General features: G+C 69.2%; 19 protein-coding genes. 12 read left to right on the top strand and 7 right to left on the bottom strand.

Translation table 11 applies throughout. The annotated features are described in order from the left end of the window. The first annotated feature begins 28 nt into the window (after positions 1 to 28). The 6 genes from F6A08_RS15555 (at position 29) to F6A08_RS15530 (ending at position 7,508) form a co-directional block, all read left to right on the top strand. Entirely contained in the window at positions 29 to 1,285 is a 1,257-nt protein-coding gene (locus F6A08_RS15555) for an LCP family protein (RefSeq protein ID WP_151459951.1), read from the top strand. Between the two features lie 63 nt (positions 1,286 to 1,348). After that, positions 1,349 to 2,356 carry a LacI family DNA-binding transcriptional regulator gene (locus tag F6A08_RS15550; protein ID WP_151459950.1) on the top strand — a complete coding sequence of 336 codons (1,008 nt, stop codon included), beginning with the start codon at positions 1,349 to 1,351 and terminating at the stop codon, positions 2,354 to 2,356. A gap of 181 nt (positions 2,357 to 2,537) precedes the next feature. Next, positions 2,538 to 4,169, top strand: coding sequence for a glycoside hydrolase family 13 protein (locus F6A08_RS15545; RefSeq protein ID WP_192576814.1), 1,632 nt, complete (start codon positions 2,538 to 2,540; stop codon positions 4,167 to 4,169). 52 nt (positions 4,170 to 4,221) lie between these two features. Next, positions 4,222 to 5,592, top strand: a complete 1,371-nt coding sequence (locus F6A08_RS15540; RefSeq protein ID WP_151459948.1) for an ABC transporter substrate-binding protein — start codon at positions 4,222 to 4,224, stop codon at positions 5,590 to 5,592. Positions 5,593 to 5,598: 6 nt separating this feature from the next. Next, a complete protein-coding gene (locus F6A08_RS15535; protein WP_192576794.1) occupies positions 5,599 to 6,564 on the top strand; it encodes a carbohydrate ABC transporter permease in 966 nt (321 codons plus the stop codon). Then, positions 6,561 to 7,508 (top strand): carbohydrate ABC transporter permease, encoded by a 948-nt coding sequence (locus F6A08_RS15530; protein WP_151459947.1) that lies wholly within the window; start codon positions 6,561 to 6,563, stop codon positions 7,506 to 7,508. The genes F6A08_RS15535 and F6A08_RS15530 overlap by 4 nt, the downstream gene beginning before the upstream one ends. Before the next feature lie 134 nt (positions 7,509 to 7,642). Here F6A08_RS15530 and F6A08_RS15525 read toward each other — a convergent pair whose 3' ends face one another. Beyond that, positions 7,643 to 8,224, bottom strand: a complete 582-nt coding sequence (locus F6A08_RS15525) for a TetR/AcrR family transcriptional regulator (protein ID WP_124894834.1) — start codon at positions 8,222 to 8,224, stop codon at positions 7,643 to 7,645. A gap of 94 nt (positions 8,225 to 8,318) precedes the next feature. Between F6A08_RS15525 and F6A08_RS15520 the strand changes: the two genes are divergently transcribed. After that, the gene (locus F6A08_RS15520) at positions 8,319 to 10,604 is read left to right on the top strand and encodes a glycoside hydrolase family 3 C-terminal domain-containing protein (protein ID WP_151459946.1); all 2,286 of its coding nucleotides are present in this window, start codon (positions 8,319 to 8,321) and stop codon (positions 10,602 to 10,604) included. A 74-nt stretch (positions 10,605 to 10,678) separates the two neighbouring features. Here the strand turns inward: F6A08_RS15520 and F6A08_RS15515 are convergent, their stop codons facing one another. Next, entirely contained in the window at positions 10,679 to 11,686 is a 1,008-nt protein-coding gene (locus F6A08_RS15515; protein WP_151459945.1) for a LacI family DNA-binding transcriptional regulator, read from the bottom strand. A 149-nt stretch (positions 11,687 to 11,835) separates the two neighbouring features. Between F6A08_RS15515 and F6A08_RS15510 the strand changes: the two genes are divergently transcribed. Genes F6A08_RS15510 through rhaS form a run of 4 tightly spaced genes read left to right on the top strand, consistent with a single transcriptional unit; the run spans position 11,836 to position 16,541 of the window. Next, complete coding sequence (locus F6A08_RS15510) at positions 11,836 to 13,365, top strand: sugar ABC transporter ATP-binding protein (RefSeq protein ID WP_151459944.1); 1,530 nt, start codon at positions 11,836 to 11,838, stop codon at positions 13,363 to 13,365. After that, positions 13,362 to 14,393, top strand: a complete 1,032-nt coding sequence (locus F6A08_RS15505) for an ABC transporter permease (protein ID WP_151459943.1) — start codon at positions 13,362 to 13,364, stop codon at positions 14,391 to 14,393. The genes F6A08_RS15510 and F6A08_RS15505 overlap by 4 nt, the downstream gene beginning before the upstream one ends. Beyond that, a complete protein-coding gene (locus F6A08_RS15500) occupies positions 14,390 to 15,442 on the top strand; it encodes an ABC transporter permease (protein ID WP_124894837.1) in 1,053 nt (350 codons plus the stop codon). The genes F6A08_RS15505 and F6A08_RS15500 overlap by 4 nt, the downstream gene beginning before the upstream one ends. A gap of 55 nt (positions 15,443 to 15,497) precedes the next feature. Beyond that, positions 15,498 to 16,541: a rhamnose ABC transporter substrate-binding protein gene (gene rhaS / locus F6A08_RS15495; protein WP_124894838.1), complete on the top strand. Its 1,044-nt coding sequence runs from the start codon at positions 15,498 to 15,500 to the stop codon at positions 16,539 to 16,541. Between the two features lie 77 nt (positions 16,542 to 16,618). Here the strand turns inward: rhaS and F6A08_RS15490 are convergent, their stop codons facing one another. The 5 genes from F6A08_RS15490 to F6A08_RS15470 all read right to left on the bottom strand — a co-directional run bounded on the left by F6A08_RS15490 (position 16,619) and on the right by F6A08_RS15470 (position 22,605). Next, entirely contained in the window at positions 16,619 to 17,965 is a 1,347-nt protein-coding gene (locus F6A08_RS15490; RefSeq protein WP_338100885.1) for a rhamnulokinase, read from the bottom strand. Positions 17,966 to 18,125: 160 nt separating this feature from the next. Further along, entirely contained in the window at positions 18,126 to 20,162 is a 2,037-nt protein-coding gene (locus tag F6A08_RS15485) for a bifunctional aldolase/short-chain dehydrogenase (protein ID WP_151459941.1), read from the bottom strand. 46 nt (positions 20,163 to 20,208) lie between these two features. Continuing rightward, the gene (locus tag F6A08_RS15480) at positions 20,209 to 21,057 is read right to left on the bottom strand and encodes an alpha/beta hydrolase fold domain-containing protein (protein ID WP_225855863.1); all 849 of its coding nucleotides are present in this window, start codon (positions 21,055 to 21,057) and stop codon (positions 20,209 to 20,211) included. A 4-nt stretch (positions 21,058 to 21,061) separates the two neighbouring features. Further along, the gene (gene rhaI / locus F6A08_RS15475) at positions 21,062 to 22,228 is read right to left on the bottom strand and encodes an L-rhamnose isomerase (RefSeq protein ID WP_017204541.1); all 1,167 of its coding nucleotides are present in this window, start codon (positions 22,226 to 22,228) and stop codon (positions 21,062 to 21,064) included. Next, positions 22,225 to 22,605 carry an L-rhamnose mutarotase gene (locus tag F6A08_RS15470; protein WP_151459939.1) on the bottom strand — a complete coding sequence of 127 codons (381 nt, stop codon included), beginning with the start codon at positions 22,603 to 22,605 and terminating at the stop codon, positions 22,225 to 22,227. Before F6A08_RS15470 ends, rhaI begins: the two co-directional genes overlap by 4 nt. Positions 22,606 to 22,749: 144 nt before the next feature. On the opposite strand from F6A08_RS15470, the gene F6A08_RS15465 reads away from it, so the two are divergent. Next, complete coding sequence (locus tag F6A08_RS15465) at positions 22,750 to 23,757, top strand: LacI family DNA-binding transcriptional regulator (RefSeq protein WP_026050002.1); 1,008 nt, start codon at positions 22,750 to 22,752, stop codon at positions 23,755 to 23,757. Positions 23,758 to 23,778 lie beyond the last annotated feature (21 nt).

Below are 23,778 nucleotides of genomic sequence, written 5' to 3'. Positions count from 1 at the left end.
CACCGATGCTGAATCCGAAAGGGCCCGAGTGAGCGAGAACCCCCGGCGCCGCCGCACCATCGCCCGGCACGGTCAGCTGGAGAGCCCCAGCACCGTCAGCCAGCTGTTGAAGTTCATCGCGATCGGTCTCGCGGTCGTCCTCGTCAGCGGTCTCGGCGTCGGCGCGTACGTCTTCTACGACCTCTCCAGCACGGTTTCCGCGAACGCCGTCGAGCTCGAAGGCCAGGAGGCCGTGCCGCCGGACATCGGCGAGTACGAGGGCGGGTTCAACCTGGTGCTCACGGGTGTGGACACCTGCGAGGAGAAGTACGCGGAGCTCTTCGGCGACCGCTGCACCGGCAGCGACGCCGAGGGCACGCTCAACGATGTGAACCTGCTGGTGCACGTCTCGCAGGAGCCGCGTCGCATCACCGTGGTCAGCTTCCCCCGCGACCTGATGCTCCCCATCCCGGAGTGCGTGGACGAGGACGGCAACACCCACTCGGCGATGAGCAAGCAGCCGCTCAACGTCGCCTACACGGACGGCGGCCTGAACTGCGTCGTCAAGACCATCTCCGAGCTCACCGACCAGGAGGTGCAGTTCGCGGCATCCGTGACCTTCGGCGGTGTGATCGAGATCACCAACGCCATCGGCGGTGTCGACGTCTGCCTCGCCAACCCCATCAAGGACCGCTACACGGGCCTGGACATGGCCGCCGGAACGCACACGGTCGAGGGGCTGCAGGCGCTGCAGTTCCTGCGCACCCGTCACGGCGTCGGGGACGGCAGCGATCTGGGACGCATCGGCAACCAGCAGCAGTACATGTCGAGCCTGGCCCGCAAGATGATCAGCGGCGAGGTGCTCGGCAACGTGCCCGTCATGCTCAAGCTGGCCAACACCGCTCTGAACAACCTCGAGGCCAGCACCTCCCTCGCGAACAACCCGATGACGCTGGTCCAGATCGCCCTGGCGGTGAAGTCGGTCCCGTTCGAGGACATCGTCTTCGTGCAGTACCCGACGGGTGCGGACTCCGCGAACCCGAACAAGGTGGTGCCGAACTACCAGGCGGCGACCGCGCTCTGGGAGGCGATCGAGCAGAACGCCCAGCTGCAGATCACCCACCAGAACAACAGCAACGACGGCGTGGTGGTGCAGGAGCCGACGACGCCCGTCGAGGAGACGCCGGTCGACCCGTCGGCGACGCCCGATCCCGCGGCGACCCCCGACAACGTCGTGGCGCTCCCCGACTCGATCAAGGGCAACTCGGCCGCTCAGGAAACCTGCTCCAACGGCAACGTCCGCTGAGGATCCCGCGACTCCACGCAAGTCCTTTGCGCACTCTTGCAAGGGCTTGCGTACACTGACTGCATGTCGAAGCGACTCGCCGAGGTGGCCCGCAAGGTCGGAGTGAGTGAGGCGACGGTCAGTCGTGTGCTCAACGAGAAGCCGGGGGTCTCGGACGCCACGCGCCAAGCGGTCCTCACCGCACTCGACGTCCTCGGCTACGAGCGGCCGACGAAGCTGCGCGGAGAGCGCGCCCGCCTCGTGGGCCTGGTGCTGCCCGAGCTGCAGAATCCGATCTTCCCCGCATTCGCCGAGATCGTCGGCGGAGCGCTCACCCAGAACGGGTACACGCCGCTGCTCTGCACGCAGAACGCCGGAGGTGTGACGGAGTCGGACTACGTCGACCTGCTCCTCGCGCAGCAGGTGTCCGGTGTCATCTTCCTCGGGGGGAACTACACGCAGGCGGACGCCGCGCACCAGCACTACGAGCGCCTGCGCCAGGTGAACCTCCCGACCGTGCTCGTCAACGCCCGTGTGCCGGAGCTGCCGTTCGCCACGGTCTCGACCGATGATGCCGCCGCCGCGGAACAGGCGGTGTTGCACGTGCACCAGCTCGGGCATCGGAAGATCGGCCTGCTGCTCGGGCCGGAGGATCACATCCCGTCCCGCCGCAAGCTCGAATCGGCGCGACGTCTGCTCGAATCGCTCGGAGCACCGCTGGCGGACGAGCTCGTCGTGCGCGGCATGTACTCCCTCGAGTCCGGCCAGGCGGGGGCTTCGCGACTGTTCGCCGCCGGTGCGACGGCGATCGTGTGCGCGAGCGACCCGATGGCGCTCGGGGCGGTGCGTGCGGCCCGGCGTGTCGGACTGTCGGTGCCGGGTGACGTGAGCATCGTCGGATTCGACGACTCCGCGCTGATGAGCTGCACCGAGCCGCCGCTGACCACGGTCCGGCAGCCGATCGAGTCGATGGGGCGAGCCGTGATCGCCCTCCTGCTCGCTCAGATCGCCGGCACGGCTCAGCCGGGCGACGAGCTCCTCTTCGAGCCCGAACTGGTGCTGCGCGCCTCCACGGGGCCCCTGCCCGTCTGACCCCAGGCCCCTGAGGGGGCGCCGATTGCTGCGCCCGCAAGACATCGTAAATTTACGACATTTCGTTTACTTCTTGCGTTAAGTGGTTAGGAAAGCTACATTCGACTCATCGCCACCGACGACGAGGAGTTCCGTGAACACTGACGTTCTGCGCACGGCGGCACCCGCCCGCACGCTGACTATGCCCGTCGGCGACGGCTGGTGGCGGACGGCCGTGATCTATCAGGTGTATGTGCGCAGCTTCGCGGACGGAAACGGCGACGGCATCGGCGATCTCGCCGGTGTCCGCTCGAGGCTCCCGTACTTGAAGAGCCTCGGGGTGGACGCGCTCTGGTTCACCCCGTGGTATCTGAGCCCCCTCGCCGACGGCGGGTACGACGTGCAGGACTACCGCCGCATCGATCCCCGTTTCGGCTCCCTGGAGGAAGCCGAGCAGCTGATCGCGGAGGCGCTCGCACTGGGCATCCGAACGATCGTCGACATCGTGCCCAACCACATCTCGGATCAGCACGAGTGGTTCCAGCGAGCGCTGGCGGCCGGTCCAGGCAGTCCGGAGCGGGAACGGTTCTGGTTCCACCCCGGCCGCGGGGAGCACGGAGACGTCATCCCGACGAACTGGGTGTCGAGCTTCCAGGGCGAGACCTGGTCGCGTACCAGGAACCCCGACGGCAGCGACGGCGAGTGGTACCTGCACCTGTTCACCCCCGAGCAGCCGGACCTGAATTGGAACCACCCCGATGTGCGGCGTGAGCACGAAGACGTCCTGCGGTTCTGGTTCGACCGCGGGGTCGCGGGTGTGCGGATCGACTCGGCGGCTCTTCCCGTCAAGGACCCCGCCCTTCCCGACCTCCCCGCCGGCTCGGCGCCCACGGTGGACCATCCGCACACCGACCGTGACGAGCTGCACGACATCTATCGCGAGTGGCGTGCGGTCGCCGACGAGTACGACGGGGAGCGGGTGCTCGTGGGCGAGGTGTGGCTCGAGGATGCCGAGCGATTCGCCCGGTACCTGCGGCCGGGGGAGATGCACACCGCCTTCAACTTCGGCTTCATGACGCAGCCGTGGAGCGCGCGTGCCATGCGCGATTCCATCACCCGCACCCTCGCGGAGCATGCGCCGGTCGGTGCCCCGGCGACGTGGGTGCTCTCGAACCACGACGTCACGCGTCCGGTCACGCGCTACGGGCAGGCGGATTCCTCGTTCGCGTTCGAGCGCAAGCGCTTCGGCACCCCGACCGACCCGGCTCGCGGCGCACGGCGAGCCCGCGCCGCTGCGCTGCTCGTCGCGGCCCTGCCGGGCAGCCTCTACATCTACCAGGGAGACGAACTCGGTCTGCCCGAGGTGGAGCTGCCGCTCGACGCGATCGAAGACCCCATGCACTTCCGCTCCGGCGGGGTCGACCCGGGGCGGGACGGCTGTCGCGTGCCCCTGCCCTGGACGGGGGCGGCGAGTCCCTACGGCTTCGGCGGCACCCCCTGGCTTCCCCAGCCCGACGACTGGGCCGCGCTCACGGTCGAGGCGCAGGACGCGGATCCTGCTTCGATGCTCAACCTCTACCGTCGGGCCATCGCCCTGCGCCGCCGGATCGACGACTTCGCCGGCGCCGACCTGGAGTGGCTCGAACTGGGCGCCGACGTCCTCGCCTTCCGCCGTGGTGACGGCACGCTCAGCGTCACCAACCTCGGGGCGATCGCCGTGCCGCTGCCTGCACACCATGAGGTCCTCCTCTCCAGTGCGCCGCTCGACGGCGTGCTCCCGCCCGACTCCACAGCCTGGCTCGCTCTGCGGGCCACCCCCGCGCGCTCGCAGTGAGCGCCGTCGTGATCCTGCACCACCCGTTCAGCACCACATGGAAGGACAGACAATGAAGTCACCAACGAAGGCCATGGCCGCCGGCATCGCCGTGCTCGCGACGGTCGGCGCCCTTGCCGGCTGCACGTCCGCCGGCGACGGGGACGGCGCCGACGGACGCCTCGAGCTGCGCGTCGCGACGTTCCCGCCCGGGGCGGATGCGGCCGCGTACGATGCGTTCGCCGCCCAGGAGAAGCAGTTCGAGAAGGAGCACCCCGACATCGACATCATCGGTGTCGAGTACGAGTGGGAAGGCCCCACATTCGCCGTGCAGCTCGCCGGGGGAAGCCTGCCCGACGTCTTCACCGTGCCGTTCACCGACTCCAAGACGTTGCTCGAGAACGGGCAGCTGATGGATGTGACCGACGCGATCGAAGAGCTCGGATACACGGACAAGTTCAACCCCATCATCCTCGACGGGGTCACCGGCGCCGACGGCAAGATCTACGGCTTCCCGCGGCAGGCCTACGCCGCAGCACTGCACTACAACCGCGACCTGTTCGAGCAGGCGGGGCTCGACCCCGACAGCCCTCCGGAGACGTGGGACGAGATCCGCGAGGCCGCCAAGAAGATCACGGACGCCACCGGCAAGGCCGGCTACGCGCAGATGGCGATCAACAACACCGGTGGATGGCAGCTCACGTCGCAGACCGTGGCCCGTGGTGGTCGCACGCAGACCGACAACGGGGACGGCACCGCCGAGTCGACGATCGACAACGACGCGACCAAAACCTCCCTCCAGTTCCTGCACGACGTGAAGTGGGAGGACAACGCCTTCGGCTCGAAGGTCGACCTCGACTGGGGGACCATCAACCAGGAGTTCGCCGCGGGCAACATCGGCATGTACACCTCCGGCTCCGACATCTACACCGCTCTCGTGCGCGACTTCGGCATGGACTCGGACATCTACGGCATGACCGTCGTGCCCATGGAAGGCGACGATCCCGGCACGCTCGGCGGCGGTGACATCGCCGTGATCAGCCCCACGGTCGATGACGCGACCAAGGAAGCCGCAGTGACCTGGATCGACTGGTACTACATGCAGAAGCTCATGGACAAGGATGCCGCGGTGCTCGACGCGAAGACCCTGAACGAGTCGGGTCAGGCCGTCGGAACCCCGCTGCTGCCGGTGCTCAGCCGGGAGCTGTACGACGAGTCGCAGGAGTGGATCGCCGACTACATCAACGTGCCGGTCGACCAGATGGCGCCGTTCAGCGACCGCATCTGGGATCAGACGCCGGTGGGGGAGCCGAAGGTCAAGACGCAGGAGGTCTATGCCCTGCTCGACACCGTGGTGCAGAAGGTCCTGACCGACCAGAACGCCGACATCGACGCTCTCCTGGCTCAGGCGCAGAGCGATGCGCAGGCGAAGCTCGACGAGTAGACCTTCATGACGATGACGCTCCCCGAGCAGCGGGCGGCGGTGGAGGATTCTCCGCCGCCCGCTGTGCGCCGCTCCCGCCGCCGCTCACCCCTCACCTGGTTCCGCGGCGGCGGGCTCGCGAACCTCCTGTTCGTGCTCCCGATGCTGTTCGTGTTCGTGTTCTTCTCGTGGTCGCCGATCGTGCAGTCGGTGGTCATGAGCCTGCAGAAGACCAACCTGATCGTCTCCGAGTGGGTCGGGTTCGACAACTACCTCGCCGTGATCGGCGACCCCGAACTCGGTCGCGCCGTGATCAACACGCTGTGGTTCGCCGTGCTCGCCCTGCTCTTCGGGTTCCCGCTGCCGCTGCTGATGGCCGTGCTCATGAGCGAGGTGCGCCGCGGCAAGGGCATCTACTCCGCGCTCGCCTACCTCCCGGTCGTCATCCCGCCGGTGGTGGCCGTGCTGCTGTGGAAGTTCTTCTACAGTGCCGACCCGTCCGGTGTGTTCAACACCGTGCTCGGGTTCGTGGGCATCCCTCCGCAGCCGTGGATCCAGGACGCCGTGCAGGCGATGCCCTCGCTCGTGCTCGAGGCCACCTGGGCCGGAGCCGGGGGATCGATCATCATCTACCTCGCGGCACTCCTGGGCGTGCCACCGGAGCTCTACGACGCGGCCGAGGTCGACGGTGCCGGGATCTGGAAGAAGGTCTGGCACGTCACCCTGCCGCAGCTGCGCGGCATCCTCTTCATCATGCTGATCCTGCAGGTGATCGCGACCGCTCAGGTCTTCCTCGAGCCGTTCCTGTTCACCGGCGGCGGCCCTGCGGGAGCGACCAAGACCGTGCTGCTGTACATCTACGACAAGGCCTTCCGGAACAGCCTGGGCGGCGACTACGGCGAGGCCACGGCCGTCTCGGTGCTGCTGGCGATCGTCCTCGCCCTCCTCTCCTGGCTGTACTTCAAGCTGACCGACCGTTGGAGCACGACGTGAGCCTCACCACCCGCCTGTCGACACGCGCTGCAGAGAAGGCCGCAGAGAACGCCGCCGACAGCGCGGGTGATCGCACGGTCATCTCCGACTCCGAACGTCGGCGGCCCGGCATCCGCATCGGGATGACGCTCACCCACGTGTTCCTCGCCGTCGGGCTGGTCGTCGCCGGACTCGGTCCCATCCTGTGGCTCGCGAAGTCGGCGATCACGCCGACGCAGGACACCCTGCAGCAGCCGTTCGCGCTGTGGCCGAACGGCATGGACTGGGAGAACCTCTCGACCGCGTGGAACGACATCCACATCGACCAGTACTTCCTCAACACGGTGATCATCGCGCTCGGGGCCTGGTTCGTGCAGCTGTTCATCGCGACGACGGCGGGCTATGCGCTCTCGGTGCTGCGCCCGACTTACGCGCCCATCCTCAACGCGCTGGTGCTGGCGACGCTGTTCATCCCCGGGATCGTGCTGCTGGTGCCGCTGTACCTGACGATCGTCCGGCCGCCGTTGCCGGGCGATGTGAGTCTGCTCAACAACTACCTCGCGGTGTGGCTGCCGATGGGCGCGAACGCCTTCAACATCCTGCTGGTGAAGCGGTTCTTCGACAGCCTGCCGCGCGAGGTGTTCGAGGCCGCGCGTACGGACGGCGCCGGGCCCTTCCGGCTGTTCTGGTCGATCGTGCTGCCGATGTCGAAGCCGATCCTCGGGGTGGTCTCGGTCTTCGCGATCATCGCCGCGTGGAAGGACTATCTGTGGCCCATGCTGGTGCTGCCTGACCCCGCGGTGCAGCCGCTGTCGGTGCGGCTTCCCGCCGTGCAATCGCAGACCGAACTGGATGTGTTCCTGGCGGCGCTGGCGATCGCGACTCTCATCCCGATCGCGATGTTCCTCGTCTTCCAGTCGGTGTTCCTGCGCTCGGCAGGTCTCGGCGGTGCCGTGAAGGGGTAGTGCGCGGCGTCGGTCCGCCCGCACGGATGTCGGGCGGGCGGGCGGATGCAGGACCGGATCCGGGGCAATCGCCCGACATCCGGACATCCGCCCGACAAGTGTCCCCCGAGTGGACGGAAGAGGGTGCCGGAGAGCTAGGGCCCGGGTGCCGTCGGGGGGAGCAGGGCGTCGATCAGGGCGGCCATGATGCCGGGCATGTCGACCGTCGGATCGATCATCCACTGCAGCTGGAGTCCGTCGGACACGGCCTGGATCACGCGGGCGAGGGTGTCGGGGTCGAGCGCGGAGGGCTGCTGCTCACCGCCGAAGTTGTCGGCGATGGACTCGCGGAGGCGTGCACTGCGGTCGAGGAAGTACGGGTGGGCGGGATGCGCCGGGTCCGCTGCATCGACCGCGAGCCGCGAGAACAGGGCGACGAGTCCGGGGACCTCGGTGTTGTGCCGGATCACGTCGAGGAAGGCGCCTCGGGCATCGTCCGCGCTGAGGGCGGAGGGATCCAGCCCGTCGTGCTCGTCGCGCTTGCGGAGGACCTCCGTGAAGAGCTCCTCCTTCGAGCCGAAGTAGTGCAGGAGGGCAGCGGGGGTCACACCGACGACCTCGGCGATCTCCTTGAGCGAGGCGTTCTGATAGCCCTTGCGTCCGATCACGTCGAGCGCGCTCTCGAGGATCTCCTCCCGTCGCGCCACGCCCTTCGCGTACGAACCCCGTCGTGCCATGCTCCGAGACTAATCCTGAATGCTGTTTGAAATCTAATACTGAAGAGCATATGGTTTTCGCAAGGACATCGACGTCGCCCGCGAAAGGACCACCATGACCGAGAACTCGGCTTCCGACCTCACCCTCGAGGAGAAGGCGGCGCTCACCAGCGGCGCGGACTTCTGGACCACGAAGGCGATCGACCGCGTCGGCATCCCCTCGGTGATGATGACCGACGGCCCGCACGGACTCCGCAAGCAGTCCGGCGCCACCGACCACCTCGGCCTCGCCTCCAGCGTGCCGGCGACCTGCTTCCCGCCCGCGGTCGGCATCGGCTCATCGTGGGATCCGGAGATCATCGAGCGCGTGGGCGCCGCGATCGGCGTGGAGGCCGCCATCGAGGACGTCGCCGTCGTGCTCGGACCCGGCATCAACATCAAGCGCTCGCCGCTGTGCGGCCGCAACTTCGAGTACTTCTCCGAGGACCCGATCGTGTCGGGCGTGCTCGGAGCCGCGTCCGTCCGCGGCATCCAGTCGCAGGGCGTCGGCACCTCGCTCAAGCACTTCGCCGCGAACAACCAGGAGTTCGACCGCATGCGCGCGAGCTCCGACGTCGACCCGCGTCCGCTGCGGGAGATCTACCTGCGCGGATTCGAGCGCGTCGTGAAGGACGCCTCGCCATGGACGGTCATGTGCTCGTACAACAAGCTCAACGGCGTCTGGACCTCCGAGGACCCCTGGCTGCTCACCAGCGTGCTGCGTGACGACTGGGGCTTCGACGGCCTCGTCGTCTCCGACTGGGGAGCCGTGAACGACCGCGTCGCCGGCGTCGCCGCAGGACTCGACCTGGAGATGCCCTCCTCCGGCGGCCGGACGGATGCGCAGCTCGTCGCAGCCGTGCGTGCGGGCGAACTCGCCGAGAGCGTGCTCGACACCGCGGCCGGTCGTGCGATCGACCTCGTGCGCAAGGCAGGCCGGCGTCCTGCCGTTGCCGGGCCTCTGGACGTCGACGCCCACCACGCGCTCGCCAGGGAGGCCGCTGGTCGGTCCATCGTGCTGCTGAAGAACGACGGTGCACTGCTGCCGCTCGCCGGCGATCGGAAGGTCGCCGTGATCGGTGCGTTCGCCACCGAGCCGCGGTTCCAGGGAGCGGGCTCTTCGCTGATCAACCCGACGCGTGTCGACACGGCGCTCGAGGAGATGCGGGCTGTCGGCGGCGAGAACGTCAGCCACGCTCCCGGCTTCGCGGTCGAGGGTGGGGCGATCGCCGCGTCCGGACGCTCCGCGGACGATCTGCGGGCCGAGGCGGTCGAGGTCGCGACGGCGGCGGACGTGGTCGTGCTGTTCCTCGGTCTCCCCGCGGCGGAGGAGTCGGAGGGCTTCGACCGCGACCACATCGACCTGCCCGCCGAGCAGCTCGCGGTGCTGGACGCGGTGCTCGAGGCGAACCCCCGCGTCGTCGTCGTGCTCTCCAACGGTGGAGTCGTCGCCTTGCCCTTCGCGGAGCGGGTGCCCGCTATCGTCGAGGGCTGGCTGCTCGGGCAGGCCGGCGGCGGTGCTGTCGCCGATGTGCTCTACGGTGCGGTCAACCCGTCCGGGAAGCTCACCGAGACGGTGCCGGTGCGCCTGGAGGACAACCCCTCGTTCGGGAACTTCCCCGGCGAGTTCGGCCACGTCCGCTACGGAGAGGGCCTGCTGGTCGGCTACCGCTGGTACGACGCGAAGGGCCTCGAGGTGACCTTCCCGTTCGGTCACGGCCTGTCGTACACGACCTTCGACTACGGGGCGGCGACCGCCGAGGTCCGCAGCGACGGCGACGTGCTCGTGCGCGTCGACGTCACGAACTCGGGCGACCGCGACGGCAGGGAGGTCGTGCAGGTCTACGTCGCCCCGACCACATCGATCGTGCAGCGCGCCCCCCGCGAGCTCAAGGCGTTCGCCTCGGTCCTGCTCGCCGCGGGAGAGACCCGCACGGTCGAACTGGTCGTGCGGCGCGAAGACCTCGCGTACTGGGACATCCGCGTCGACCGCTGGGTCGTCGAAGGCGGCGCCTACACGGTCGACGTCGCCGCGTCGAGCCGCGACATCCGCGCGACCGCGACCGTCGACGTCTCCGGCGACGAGGTGCGTCAGGAACTCACCATGAACTCGTCCGTGGGCGACCTCCTCGCACATCCGGTCGCCGGTCCGATCGTGCAGCAGGCGATGGGCGGGATGCTGGGCGGGGCCGGTGGCGACGCGGCCGGCGCCTCCATGATGCCCAACGACGAGGCGATGCAGAAGATGATGGCATCGTTCCCGATCGGGCGCCTCGCCGGTTTCCCGGGTCTGCCGGTGTCGTTCGAGCAGATCGAGCAGTTGATCTCCGCTGCGAACGCCGAAGCCCCCACCGCGGGCTGACCGGCGGCTGGCCTCTCGACTGGGAGCCGAGTCCGTTCCGCACGCGACCGGGCTCGGCTCTCCCGCTCCCGCCGTCAGCCGGTGGTGGAGCGCCGCACGATCAGCTCCGGGGGGAAGACGGTCTGCCGGGGGATGCTCTCCGGATCGGCTGCCTCTTCGAGCACGATCCGCAAGGCTGTCCGTCCGATCATCCGACTGGGCTGGCGGATGGACGACAGCGGCACGGCCGCTGCTGACGCGAACGGGATGTCGTCGAAGCCGATCAGGGCGATCTCGCCGGGGACGAGCACGCGACCGCCGGAGACCAGGGACTGCAGCAGGCCGAGCGCGAGCAGGTCGTTCGAGGCGAACAGCGCATCCGGCCACTCCCGGCGGGGACGGGTGAGCAGCCGCGCTCCGGCCGCTGCGCCCTCCGCCACGGTCATGGCCGCCGTCGGCACGACCTCGAGGTCGACGTGGACGGCGGCGTTCTCGGCCGCAGCACGGGCACCCGCGAGTCGATCGGTGACCTGCCGCATGTCGAAGGGGCCGCCGACGAAGGCGATGCGGCGTCGGCCGGCCTCGATGAGGTGCTCGACCGCGAGTCGACCGCCCGCCACGCTGTCGACCGAGACCGAGGAGAACCCGCTGTCGGCGCTGAACCGGTCGACGAGGACCGTGGCGATGCCGCTCGCCCGGAACCGGCGCAGCTGCGTCATGACGTCGCCGTAGGGGGCGATCAGCAGGCCGCGCACCTGCTGCTCCCGGAAGAGGTCGAGGTACACCTTCTCGCGCGACGGGTCTTCGTCGGTGTTGCCGTAGAGGATCGCGATGCCGTGGCTGGATGCCTCGTCCTCGGCGCCGCGGACCACGTCGCTGTAGAACGGGTTCTGGCCGTCGAGCACGACGAAGCCGACGGTGGTGCTGACACCGGCGCGCAGTTTGCGGGCGGCGTCGTTGCGCACATAGCCGAGTTCCTCGATGGCGCGGCTCACGCGGGCGACGGAGTCGCTCGATACCTCTTCCGGCCGATTCAGGACGTTCGAGACCGTCCCCACGGACACCCCCGCGCGCAGGGCGACATCGCGGATGCTGACCGGCACGGCTGTCCTCTCGTCATCGGGCGGATCACGGTTCGGGCATCAGGGCTTGACCTGAGGCCCGCGTCACATACACTAGCCTGAAACACACCTGAATCGATTCAGGTCGGATTCAACCCGAACATCATCCCCCTCAACGGAGAGGAAAGCCAGTGGTCGACGAAGCACCCGTCCGCAGTGCTCCCCCCACCGCGGTGGAACTGCATCGCGTCGTCAAGTCCTTCGGACCGGTCATCGCACTGCGCTCCGGAAGCCTCACACTCCGCCCCGGATCGATCCACGCCCTCATCGGCGAGAACGGTGCGGGCAAGTCGACGCTCGTGAAGATCATGGCGGGTCTGTACCGTCGCGACTCCGGCGACTTCCGTCTGCACGGCGAGGACGTCGACTTCACGAGCACGGCGCAGTCGAAGGCGGCGGGGATCGCCGTGATCTACCAGGAGCCCACACTGTTCCCCGACCTCTCGGTCACCGAGAACATCTTCATGGGACGACAGCCGACCGGTGCGCTCGGACGCATCGATCGCAAGGCCATGCGCTCCGAGGTGGACCGCATCTTCCGGCGCCTCGGTGTCGCACTCGACCCCGATCGCATCACCGAGGGACTCTCGATCGCCGACCAGCAGATCATCGAGATCGCGAAGGCCATCTCCCTCGACGCGAGCGTGCTCATCATGGACGAGCCGACCGCCGCCCTCAGCGGCGTCGAGGTGGAGCGTCTGTTCGCGGTGGCTCGGAGCCTGCGCGACGAAGGGCGGGCCATCCTGTTCATCTCGCACCGCTTCGACGAGGTGTTCGACCTGTGCGACACGGTCACCGTGATGCGCGACGGCGCCTACATCGACACGACGCCCATCGCCGACACCACGGTCGACGATCTCGTGCGCCAGATGGTCGGGCGCGACGTCACGGAGCTCTTCCCGAAGCAGGAGGCCGCCGTGGGCGAGCCGCTGCTCGAGGTCCGCGGACTCACCAGCCCCGGCGTCTTCCACGACATCTCCTTCACCGTCCGGTCGGGAGAGATCGTCGCGCTCGCCGGTCTCGTCGGAGCAGGTCGCAGCGAGGTCGCCCGAGCCGTGTTCGGCGTCGACCCCTATCGCGAGGGGGAGGTGCGCATGCAGGGGAACGCGGTCCCGCGCCGCAACCCGACGGCGGCCATGCGCCGCGGCCTCGCGCTCGTCCCGGAGGATCGGCGCAAACAGGGACTCGTGATCGACGCGGGCGTGGGCGGCAACATCACGCTCGCGATCCGCCGGAACCTCGCCCGGTGGGGACTCCTCACCACGGGCATGGAGAACCGGGCGGCGCGGGTGTGGGCGTCGCGGCTCGAGGTGAAGGCGCATGCGCTCGACACCGTCGCCGCGACCCTCTCCGGGGGCAATCAGCAGAAGGTGGTGCTCGCCAAGTGGCTCGCCACCGATCCGCGCGTCCTGATCATCGACGAGCCGACGCGCGGGATCGACGTCGGCACCAAGTCCGAGGTGCACCGGCTGCTGTCGCAGCTGGCGGGCGAGGGCATGGGCATCCTCATGATCTCGTCGGAGCTTCCCGAGGTGCTCGGCATGGCCGACCGCGTGCTCGTGATGAGGGAGGGGCGGATCACCGCCGAACTCGCGCGCGACGACGCCACCAGCGAGAACGTCATGTTCGCCGCCACCCACGCATCGGAGCAGCACGCATGAGCACGACCACCGCCCCCGCCGCGCCCGCGCCGGCGATCGCCAAGAAGCCCGGCGGCATCGGCCGCGCCCGGGAGTTCGGGATCCTCGCCGCGCTGATCCTCGTGGTGGTCGCGGCCACCGTGAAGAACCCGAACTTCCTCTTCAGCGCCGACGGCTGGCGCGACCTCCTGCTCACGCCGTCGATCCTGATGCTCGTGGCGGTGGGACAGGCGATCGTCATCATCACCCGCAACGTCGACCTCTCCGTCGGATCGGTGATGGGCCTGACCGCCTTCCTCACCGGCCGGCTGTTCATCGACGTGCCCGGCATCCCGATCCCGCTCGTCGTCCTCGCGGCCGTCGTGTTCGGCGGGGTGCTCGGCCTGATCAACGGCGCCCTCGTGGCGTTCGCCCGGGTCCCGGCCATGGTGATCACCCTCGGGACGCTGTATGCCTACCGCGGCGTCAACGTGCTGTGGACGGGCAGCGACCAGGTGCACCCCTCGGACCTTCCTCGCGAGTTCCTGGGACTGGGCACCCAGCAGATCCTCACGATCCCCGTGCTGTCGATCGTGGCGATCATCGTGCTCGCGCTCGCCGCCTGGTACATGCGCAACACCCGCGGCGGCCGCGAGTACTACGCGATCGGCTCGGACCCCGCCGCCGCAGAGCTGTACGGACTCAAGACGACTCGTCGGGTGCTCAGCGCCTTCGTCCTCTCCGGTGCCCTCGCGGGACTCGCAGGCGTCTTCTACGTGGCCCGCTACGGATCCGTGAGCTCGCAGGTCGGCTCGGGCTGGGAGCTCGATGCGGTCGGCGCGGCCGTGATCGGCGGCATCGCGATCACGGGAGGGGTGGGCACGGTCTGGGGAGCGGCGATCGGCGCCATGCTCCTGATGACGATCAACAGGGCGCTGCCGATCCTCGGGATCCCCGACTTCTGGCAGCGGGCCGTGGTCGGCGTGCTCATCATCGGCGCGATCGTGCTGGATCGCGTCCTCGCCGTCCGACAGAGACGGCAGCTCATCGAGGCGAGGGACGACTCATGACCACGACCACATCCACCACCTCGACCCGCGTGATCCGGGACTACGACCGCCCGCTCTGGCGGCGCGTCCTCCTCAACCGCGAATTCGCCATCATCGCCCTGCTCGTGCTCGTCGTCGTGGTCTCGGCGGCATCCATCCGCGGTTTCGCGCAGCCGATCACCGTCAACTATCTGCTCCTCGACGTCGCCCCCATCCTCCTGATCGCCCTGCCGATGACCCTTGTGATGATCACGGGAGAGATCGATCTGTCCGTGGGCTCGATGGTCGGCCTGGCGAGCGTCGTCACGGGCGTGCTCACCGAATCCGGCGCGCCGTTCGAGGTCGCCGCGCTGGCCGCGCTCGCGGTCGGCGTCGTCGGAGGAGCCTTCAATGGCTTCCTCGTGACGGTGGTCGGACTGCCGTCGCTGGCGGTCACGATCGGCACCCTGGCGCTGTTCCGCGGTCTCGCCGTCGGTCTGCTGGGAACGACCGCCGTCACCGACTTCCCCGAGATGTGGACGGCCCTGGCCAAGGCGAAGATCGCGGGCACCACGATCCCGTACATCGTCATCCCTTTCCTGGTGCTGCTCGCGATCTTCGTGGTCGTGCTGCACTTCACCCCGTTCGGCCGCGGCATCTACGCCATCGGGCTCTCGAAGGACGCCGCGCGGTTCTCCGGCGTCAACGTCGAGCAGACGAAGTTCATCCTGTTCATCCTCTCCGGCGCGGTCGCGGCGTTCGCCGGCATCTTCTACACGCTGCGCTTCGGCAGCGCCCGCGGCGACAACGCCACCGGACTCGAGCTCCAGGTGATCGCCGCCGTCGTGCTCGGCGGGGTCTCGGTCTTCGGCGGCCGAGGGCACCTGCACGGAGTCGTCGCGGCCGTGCTCCTGATCGGCGTGCTCGGCAGCGGCCTGCGCCTCGCCGGCGTCACCTCCGACGTCATCAACATCATCACCGGCGGTCTGCTGATCTTCTCGGTCGTCGCGGCCAGCGTCCTCGCCTGGGCCCAGCGCGTCCGTGCGAAGGCCGGACCGCCCCTCCGCGTCGCAGCCTCTCCCGCACCATGAGGCGGCCTCTCGCTGTCGGCACCCGCCGGCGGTGATCATCACGAAAGGAAGAACAATGACGTTTGCACGCAAGAGGGTCTCGGCGTTCGCCGCCGTGGCCGTCGCCGCAGCGCTCGTGCTGACCGGCTGCGCCGACACCGGCAGCGGGTCGGGCGGCTCCGGATCCGGCGGTGACGGCGGGTCCGACAACCTGGCGATCACATTCCTGCCCAAGAACCTCGGCAACCCGTACTTCGACACCTCCAGCGAGGGAGGCAAGAAGGCCGTCGAGGAGTTCAGCGGCACGTTCGCCGAGGTGGGACCCGCCGAAGCGACACCCGACGCGCAGGTGAGCTACATCAACACCGCCACCCAGCAGGCGGTCGGCGCACTGGTCGTGTCGGCGAACGATCCGAAGGCCATCTGCGACGCTCTCAACGAGGCCAGGGACGCCGGAGTGAAGGTCGTCACCTTCGACTCCGACACGAACCCCGAATGCCGAGACGTGTTCATCAACCAGGCCGACTCCGAGGGCATCGCCAAGACCCAGATCGACCAGGTCGCCGAGCAGATCGGCGGCTCCGGCGAGATCGCCATCCTGTCGGCCTCCGCCAACGCGACCAACCAGAACGCCTGGATCGAGCTGATGAAGGAGTACGCCGCGAGCGAGTACCCCGACATCACGATCGTCGAGACCGTGTACGGCGACGATGACGACCAGACCTCGTTCGACAAGACGGCCGCGCTGCTGCAGAGCCACCCCGAGCTGAAGGGCATCGTCTCGCCGACCACGGTCGGCATCGCGGCCGCTGCGCGCTACCTGTCCACCTCGGACTACAAGGGCAAGGTCGCGCTGACCGGTCTCGGCACCCCGAACCAGATGCGCGAATACGTGGAGGACGGCACGGTCACGTCGTTCGCCCTGTGGAACCCGGCGGACCTCGGCTACCTGTCGGCCTTCGCCGCGAAGGCGCTCATCGAGGGGGACATCACCGGAGCCGAGGGCGACACCTTCGAAGCCGGAGACCTCGGCGAGTACACGGTCGGCGCCGACGGCGTGGTCGTGCTCGGCGACCCGTTCGTGTTCGACGCGGACAACATCGGCGACTTCGACTTCTGAGTCGGCGCCGGGAAGGGGCGTCGGAGCTTCGGCTCCGGCGCCCCTTCCACGTGCGGCCGCGCGCGGACGCGGCGGTGTCAGCGTCGAGGGGTGAAGCGCGCCGGGGAGTGCGTGTGCGAGACGAGGGCACGCAGCTCCTCCAGCGTCGACGGTGCAGCTCCGAGCGCGCGCGCCTGGACGAGCACGTTGCCCAGAGCCGTCGCCTCGACCGGCCCCGCCAGCACGGGCAGCCCGGTGCGGTCCGCGGTGGCCTGGCAGAGCAGGCGGTTGAGCGAGCCGCCGCCGACGAGGTGGATGCTGTCGAGCTCGCGTCCGGTGAGAGCCGAGGCGGTGCGCACGGTCTGCGCGAACGCCTCCGCGATCGATTCGACGATGCTCCGCACGAAAGCGGGCCTGGTGGTCGGGGCCTCGTCCCCGAGCAGGGCTCTGATGCGTGCCGGCATATCGCCGGGCGCACTGAGGCTCGGGTCGTTCGCATCGAACAGCGCCACCGCGTCGGTGACCTCGGAGGCGGCCGACAGCAGCTCCGGGAGGTCGATCGGTGCTCCGTCGTCCGCCTCCCAGGCCCGCACGGTCTCGCTGAGGAGCCAGAGTCCGGTGACGTTGTGCAGGAAGCGGTATCGACCGTCGACCCCGAGCTCGTGCGTGAAGTTCGCCTCGCGCGCGGCATCCGTGAGCACCGGCGCGCTCAGCTCGACGCCGACCAGACCCCACGTGCCGCAGGAGATGTACGCGGAACGCGGCGTCGACAGGGGCGCGGCCACGACGGCGGAGGCTGTGTCGTGCGAGCCGACCGCGATCACGGGGAGGCCCTTCCCGACGCGCTCGACGAGCTCGGGGCGGAGTGCTCCGATCGTCGCACCCGGATCCACGAGAGGCGGCAGGATGCTGCGGGGGATGCCCAGGCGCTCGGCCAGCGCCGCATCCCACTCGGCATCCTGGACCCCGAGCAGGCCGGTGGTCGAGGCGTTCGTGCGTTCGGCCACCGCCGATCCGGTGAGCAGGAAGGCGATCAGGTCGGGGATCAGCAGCGCGGTGTCGGCCTCGGCGAGGCGTTCGTCGACGCGAAGCTGATACAGCGTGTTGAAGGGCAGGAACTGCAGGCCGTTGCGCCGATACAGTTCGGTGAACGCGGCGACGGTGTGCACCTGCTCGACGCCCCGCGCCGTGCGCTCATCCCGGTAGTGGAACGGCTCGGCGAGAAGCTCGCCGTCTCGCAGGAGTCCGTAGTCCACGGCCCACGAGTCGATCCCGATGCTCTCGATGCCGGGTTCGCGTCGCACGGCCTCCGCGAGCCCGGCGACCACGTGCTCGTACAGCGCGGCGAAGTCCCAGTGCAGTCCGTCCGCGCGCTCGACGGGCCCGTTGGGGAACCGCGACACGAGCTCGAGGTCGAGTCGTCCGTCGCCGATCCGCCCGATCATGACTCGGCCGCTGGTCGCGCCGAGGTCGACCGCCGCCACCGCCCGCACGCTCACGCCCCGCGCCCTGCGCTCGAGTGCACGGCATCCCGTCGAGCGCACGGCTTCGCCGCGAGCGCAGGCCGTGCACTCGGCGGGTTCCCGTGCGCTCGGTGGAGGGTGATCATCGGAGGAAGGCCGCGGCGACGCCGGAGTCGACGGGGATGTGCAGGCCCGTGGTGCGGCTGAGCTCGGGGCCCGTGAGCACGTAGACCGCGTCCGCGACGTTCTCCGGCACGACCTCGCGCTTGAGGATCGTGCGGTTGGCGTAGAACTGGCCGAGGTCCTCTTCCTTCACGCCGTACGTCGCGGCGCGGTTGGCGCCCCAGCCCGAGGCGAAGATGCCGGAACCGCGCACGACGCCGTCGGGGTTGATGCCGTTCACGCGGATGCCGAACTCGCCCAGCTCGACCGCGAGGAGGCGCACCTGGTGGGCCTGGTCGGCCTTGGTGGCGGAGTAGGCGATGTTGTTCGGGCCGGCGAAGACGGAGTTCTTCGAAGAGATGTAGATGATGTCGCCGCCGAGCTTCTGGTCGATGAGCACGCGGGCGGCGGCCTTCGACACCAGGAAGGATCCCTTCGCCATCACGTCGTGCTGCAGGTCCCAGTCCTTCTCGGTCGTCTCCAGCAGCGGCTTCGACAGCGACAATCCGGCGTTGTTGACGACGAGGTCGACGCCGCCGAAGGCGAGGACCGCCTCGTCGAGGGCTGCCTGCACGGCATCCGCGTCCGCGACGTTCGCGGCCACTCCGATCGCGACGTCGGCGCTCCCCAGCTCAGCCGCGGCGGCCCGCGCCTTCTCGAGGTCGAGGTCGGCGACGACGACGCAGGCTCCCTCCGCGGCGAGGCGCGTGGCGATCGCCTTGCCGATTCCCGAAGCGGCGCCCGTCACGAACGCGATGCGTCCCTGGTGCGACTTCGGCTTCGGCATCCGCTGCAGCTTGGCCTCCTCCAGCGCCCAGTACTCGATGCGGAACTTCTCGGCGTCCGAGATCGGGGAGTAGGTCGACAGCGCCTCGGCACCGCGCATGACGTTGATGGCGTTCACGTAGAACTCGCCGGCCACGCGGGCGGTCTGCTTGTTCGCTCCGTAGGAGAACATGCCGACGCCGGGGACGAGCACGATGAGCGGGTCGGCGCCCCGGATGGCGGGCGAGTCGGCCGTGGCATGCGCGTCGTAGTACGCCTGGTAGTCGGCGCGATACTGCTCGTGCAGGTCGTGCAGACGCGCGATCTGCTCCTCGACGCTCGCGCTCGCCGGGAGGTCGAGGATCAGCGGCTTCACCTTGGTGCGCAGGAAGTGATCGGGGCAGCTCGTGCCGAGCGCGGCCAGCGCCGGGGCCTTCTCGGAGGCGAGGAAGTCGAGCACCTCCGGGGAGTCGGTGTAGTGGCCCACCATGGGCTTGTCGGTGGAGGCGATGCCGCGGATCGTGCCGGCGAGGGCTGCCGCGCGCTCGCGCCGCAGCGCTTCCGGAAGCGCCTCGAAGCCCGTCCGCACGGCGCCGAACGGAGCGTCCTTCCCGTGCTCGGCGATGTACTCCGCCGCAGTGTCGATGATCCAGAGGGAGTTGGTCTCGGCGTCCGCGGAGGTGTCGCCCCACGCCGTGATCCCGTGACCGCCGAGGATGCAGCCGATGGCCTGCGGGTTCGCCTTCTTGATCGCGGCGATGTCGAGGCCGAGCTGGAAGCCGGGACGCCGCCAGGGCACCCAGACCACCTTGTCGCCGAAGATCGTCGTGGTCAGTGCTTCGCCGTCGGCGGCGGTGGCGATCGCGATGCCGGAGTCGGGGTGCAGGTGGTCGACGTGCGCGGCGTCCACGAGTCCGTGCATCGCGGTGTCGATCGACGGGGCGGCGCCGCCCTTGCCGTGCAGGCAGTAGTCGAACGCCGCGACCATCTCGTCTTCGCGGTCGACCCCGGGGTAGACGTCGACGAGGGCCCGCATCCTGTCGAGGCGGAGCACCGCGAGTCCGCTCTCGGTCAGCGTGCCGAGGTCGCCGCCGGAGCCCTTGACCCAGAGCAGCTCGACGGGCTGCCCCGTCACGGGATCGGTGGCCGTGCCCTTGGCGGAGGTGTTCCCTCCGGCGTAGTTGGTGTTCTTCGGGTCGGCGCCCAGGCGGTTCGAGCGGGCGATCAGTTCGGCAGCGGTGGGGGTGGTCATGCGAGTCCTCGGTTCGTGGGAGAAGGTGCCCAGGTGCGGCTGGGAGTCAGGGGAGTTGCAGGATGCGAGCGGCGAACTGCTCGATCGTCCTGGCGAAGGCCGGCTCGGTGGGACGGTTGAGGTGGCCGTGCGTGGTGCCGGGCTCGACCGCCACGGTCACCTCGGCGCCCGCTGACGTCAGGGTGCGGGCGAACGCCTCGCCGGAGACCCGCAGCTCGTCGGTCTCGTCGTTGATCATGATCGTCGGTGGGAAGCCGGCGAGATCCTTCGGCTCCGCGACGCCGGGAACGGCGTAGATCTCAGCGCCGTCGGTGTCGCCCCCGAGGTAGTTCTCGTACATGCCGCGCACGAAATCCGGAGTGAACACGTCGGCCGCCGGATCCGCATCCAGCAGGGCGCGCAGATCGGCGTCGGGGGCATCCTGCACGGCCTGGAGAGTCGGGTAGGCGAGCACGACGAGGGCGGGTGTCGGACCCTGCTCGTGGACCAGACGGAGCGCGGCGCCGGTGGCGAGGTTGCCTCCCGCGCTCGCTCCGCCGATCGCCCACCCGCGGGGTGCCCTGCTCGACGTGGACGCCCAGCGGAATGCCGCGACGACCTCGTCATGCGGGACGGGGTAGTGCGTGCCGCCGCGTTCGGGAGAGCCGAGGCGCGTGGTCCAGTCCGCGGTCATCGGCGCCAGGCGGTAGTCGACGCTGGCGACCACGATGCCGCGATCCGCGAAGGCTCTGGCGACCGCGTCGGCCTCCGGCATGTCGAGATCGCCGCCCGCGAAGCCGCCGCCGTGCGCCCACACCAGGCCGAGGCCGTTCGGCGCTTCGGGCGTGTAGACGCGGATGCGGAGGGGCCCGTGCGGACCGTCGACGATGTGGTCGGCGATGTCGGGTGCGGTCATCGGATCAGGCACCCCATCCGGCCTGCACGCCGCCGACGCGCTCCTCGGCGATCCGCTGCTGGTAACCGGATGCGGCGTACGCGGCCATCGGGTCGGCCGCGAGTCCGCGCGACTCGCGCCACTGCGCCAGCGCCGGACGCACGTCCGTGTAGAACGCATCCATGAACACGGCGTTGGCGGCGAGCACATCGCCCGACTTCTGGGCGGCGGTGAGCGCGTCCCGGTCGACGAGCAGAGCGCGCGCGGTCATCTCCTGCACGTTCAGCACGGAGCGGATCTGACCCGGGATCTTGTCCTCGACGTTGTGGCACTGATCCAGCATGAACGCCACGTCGGGGTTGTTGAGGCCGCCACCGCGGATGACCTCGAACAGGATGCGGAAGAGCTGGAACGGATCGGCCGCGCCGACGATCAGGTCGTCGTCGGCGTAGAAGCGCGAGTTGAAGTCGAACGACCCGAGCTTGCCGAGGCGCAGCAACTGCATCACGATGAACTCGATGTTCGTGCCGGGAGCGTGGTGGCCGGTGTCGAGGCACACCATGGCCTTGTCTCCCAGGGCGCTGACCTGGGCGTACGAGGTGCCCCAGTCCGGAACATCGGTGTGGTAGAACGCCGGCTCGAAGAACTTGTACTCCAGCACGAGGCGCTGATCGTCGCCGAGTCGGGCGTAGATCTTCTCCAGCGACTCCTGCAGTCGGTCCTGGCGTCCGCGCAGGTCGGCCTGACCCGGGTAGTTCGAGCCTTCCGCGAGCCAGATCTTGAGGTCGCGACTGCCCGTCGCATCCATGACGTCGATGCACGCGAGGTGGTGATCGATGGCCTTCCGTCGGATCGCCGGGTCTTCATGGGTGAGGGCGCCGAACTTGTAGTCGTCGTCCTGGAACGTGTTGGAGTTGACCGTGCCGAGGGTGACGCCGTGGTCCTCGGCGTGCTTGCGCAGATCGTCGAACGAGTCGACCAGGTCCCACGGGATGTGCAGCGCGACGGAGGGGGCGAGGGCGGTGTAGGCGTTGACCTGCGCCGCGTCGGCGATCTTCTCGTACGGGTCGCGGGGAGTGCCGGGGGTTCCGAAGACCTTGAATCGGGTCCCGGAGTTGCCGAACGCCCAGCTGGGCAGCTCGATGCTCTGCTTCTCGAGCTCTGCGAGGGTGTCGGGGGAGAGGATGCTCACGGTGCGCTGCTTTCGTCGTCGATGCGGATGAGGGCGGTCTCGCCGACGGCGGCGAGCTGGTCTTCGAGGTGGAACACCTCGGTGAGGGGGGTGGCCGCCTGGTCGGGGCGGCCGTCGAGATCGACGAAGAACCTGCTCATCTCGGCTTCCCAGCGGGCGGCGATCGGCGATGCGGCGAGGTGCGCCTGCGCGGCGGCGTCGTCATCGGTCTCGTAGTAGCCGAAGAGCGTGCCGCACTCGCCGAGGAACAGGGTGTAGTTGCGCCGGCCGGCGCGAGCGATCTCGGCCAGCATCTCCGGCCATACGGGGGCATGGCGTTCGAGGTATTCGTCGAGCAGCTCGGGACGGATCGTCAGCTGGAAGCCGATGCGCTCCATGATGCCTCCGCCTTTCTGACTCCTGTGGCATGAATCGTTTCAACCGCCATGCTATGCGGCGACCCGCACACCCGTCAAGATCGGGCCGCCCTTGGCAGGTGCCGTACACTCACGGACAGCATCCGAGAGCGGCGAGGAGCAGGTGTGGCAGTGAGCGTACGGGACGTCGCGGCGGCGGCGGGAGTGTCGGTCGGCACGGTCTCGAACGTCATGAACCAGCCGGACAAGGTCGCGGCAGCGACCGTCACCCGGGTGCAGGCCGTGATCGCCGAGCTCGGATTCGTGCGCAACGACGCGGCGCGCCAACTGCGCGCAGGGCGCAGCCGCAGCATCGGGCTCGTCGTCCCCGACGCCGGCAACCCCTTCTTCGCGGATGTCGCGCGCGGCGCGGAGGCCCGCGCCGACGAGGACCTCCTCGCGGTGCTGCTCGGCAACAGCGACGAGAACCCCGCGCGCGAGGACAACTATCTGGATCTGTTCCGCGAGCAGCGGGTCAACGGCGTGCTCATCACCCCGTCCTCCGAAGACGTCGACAAGCTGGTGCGCGTGCAGGCGGCAGGCACCCCGGTCGTGCTCGTGGACCACGAGGTGCCCGGATCCGCGTTCTGCTCCGTCTCGGTCGACGACGTCGAAGGAGGCCTGCTCGCCGCCCGACATCTGCTGGCCATCGGTCGCCGACGGCTCGCCTTCGTCGGCGGCCCCGCGGAGATCGCCCAGGTCGCCAACAGACTCCAGGGCGCCCGACGCGCTGTCGATGAGGTGCCCGGCGCGAGCCTGGAGGTGATCCGGATGCCCGCCCTCACGGTCCTGCACGGGCGGGAGGCGGGCGAGCAGATCGCGGCGCGGACGGCGGGGGAGCGCCCGGACGGGATCTTCGCCGCGAACGACCTGCTCGCCGTCGGACTGCTGCAGGCGCTGACCATGCTCCGCACCGTGCGCGTGCCGGAGGACATCGCCCTCGTCGGCTACGACGACATCGACTTCGCGACCGCGACCGTCGTCCCGCTGACCTCCGTACGGCAGCCGGCGCAGCTGATCGGTCGCACTGCGGTCGAGCTGCTGCTGCGGTCGATCAGCGATCCGGACGGCGACTACGAGCGCCGGGTGCGCTTCCGCCCCGAGTTGGTCGTGCGACAGTCCACGACCGGCTGAGATCGCGCGACGAACCGGGGG

The organism is Microbacterium algeriense, assembly GCF_008868005.1.
GTDB classification, from domain to species: Bacteria; Actinomycetota; Actinomycetes; order Actinomycetales; family Microbacteriaceae; genus Microbacterium; species Microbacterium algeriense.
This window is presented reverse-complemented; position numbering and strand designations above follow the sequence as displayed.

Coding starts and splice junctions, on each gene's coding strand:
- F6A08_RS15470 (WP_151459939.1), bottom strand. CDS start 22,605: ATGGAGCGCATCGGCTTCCAGCTGACGATCCGTCCCGAGCTGCTCGAC.
- F6A08_RS15490 (WP_338100885.1), bottom strand. CDS start 17,965: ATGATCGGGCGGATCGGCGACGGACGACTCGACCTCGAGCTCGTGTCG.
- F6A08_RS15540 (WP_151459948.1), top strand. CDS start 4,222: ATGAAGTCACCAACGAAGGCCATGGCCGCCGGCATCGCCGTGCTCGCG.
- F6A08_RS15525 (WP_124894834.1), bottom strand. CDS start 8,224: ATGGCACGACGGGGTTCGTACGCGAAGGGCGTGGCGCGACGGGAGGAG.
- F6A08_RS15545 (WP_192576814.1), top strand. CDS start 2,538: ATGCCCGTCGGCGACGGCTGGTGGCGGACGGCCGTGATCTATCAGGTG.
- F6A08_RS15505 (WP_151459943.1), top strand. CDS start 13,362: ATGAGCACGACCACCGCCCCCGCCGCGCCCGCGCCGGCGATCGCCAAG.
- F6A08_RS15550 (WP_151459950.1), top strand. CDS start 1,349: ATGTCGAAGCGACTCGCCGAGGTGGCCCGCAAGGTCGGAGTGAGTGAG.
- F6A08_RS15535 (WP_192576794.1), top strand. CDS start 5,599: ATGACGATGACGCTCCCCGAGCAGCGGGCGGCGGTGGAGGATTCTCCG.
- rhaS (WP_124894838.1), top strand. CDS start 15,498: ATGACGTTTGCACGCAAGAGGGTCTCGGCGTTCGCCGCCGTGGCCGTC.
- F6A08_RS15520 (WP_151459946.1), top strand. CDS start 8,319: ATGACCGAGAACTCGGCTTCCGACCTCACCCTCGAGGAGAAGGCGGCG.
- F6A08_RS15500 (WP_124894837.1), top strand. CDS start 14,390: ATGACCACGACCACATCCACCACCTCGACCCGCGTGATCCGGGACTAC.
- F6A08_RS15485 (WP_151459941.1), bottom strand. CDS start 20,162: ATGACCACCCCCACCGCTGCCGAACTGATCGCCCGCTCGAACCGCCTG.
- F6A08_RS15480 (WP_225855863.1), bottom strand. CDS start 21,057: ATGACCGCACCCGACATCGCCGACCACATCGTCGACGGTCCGCACGGG.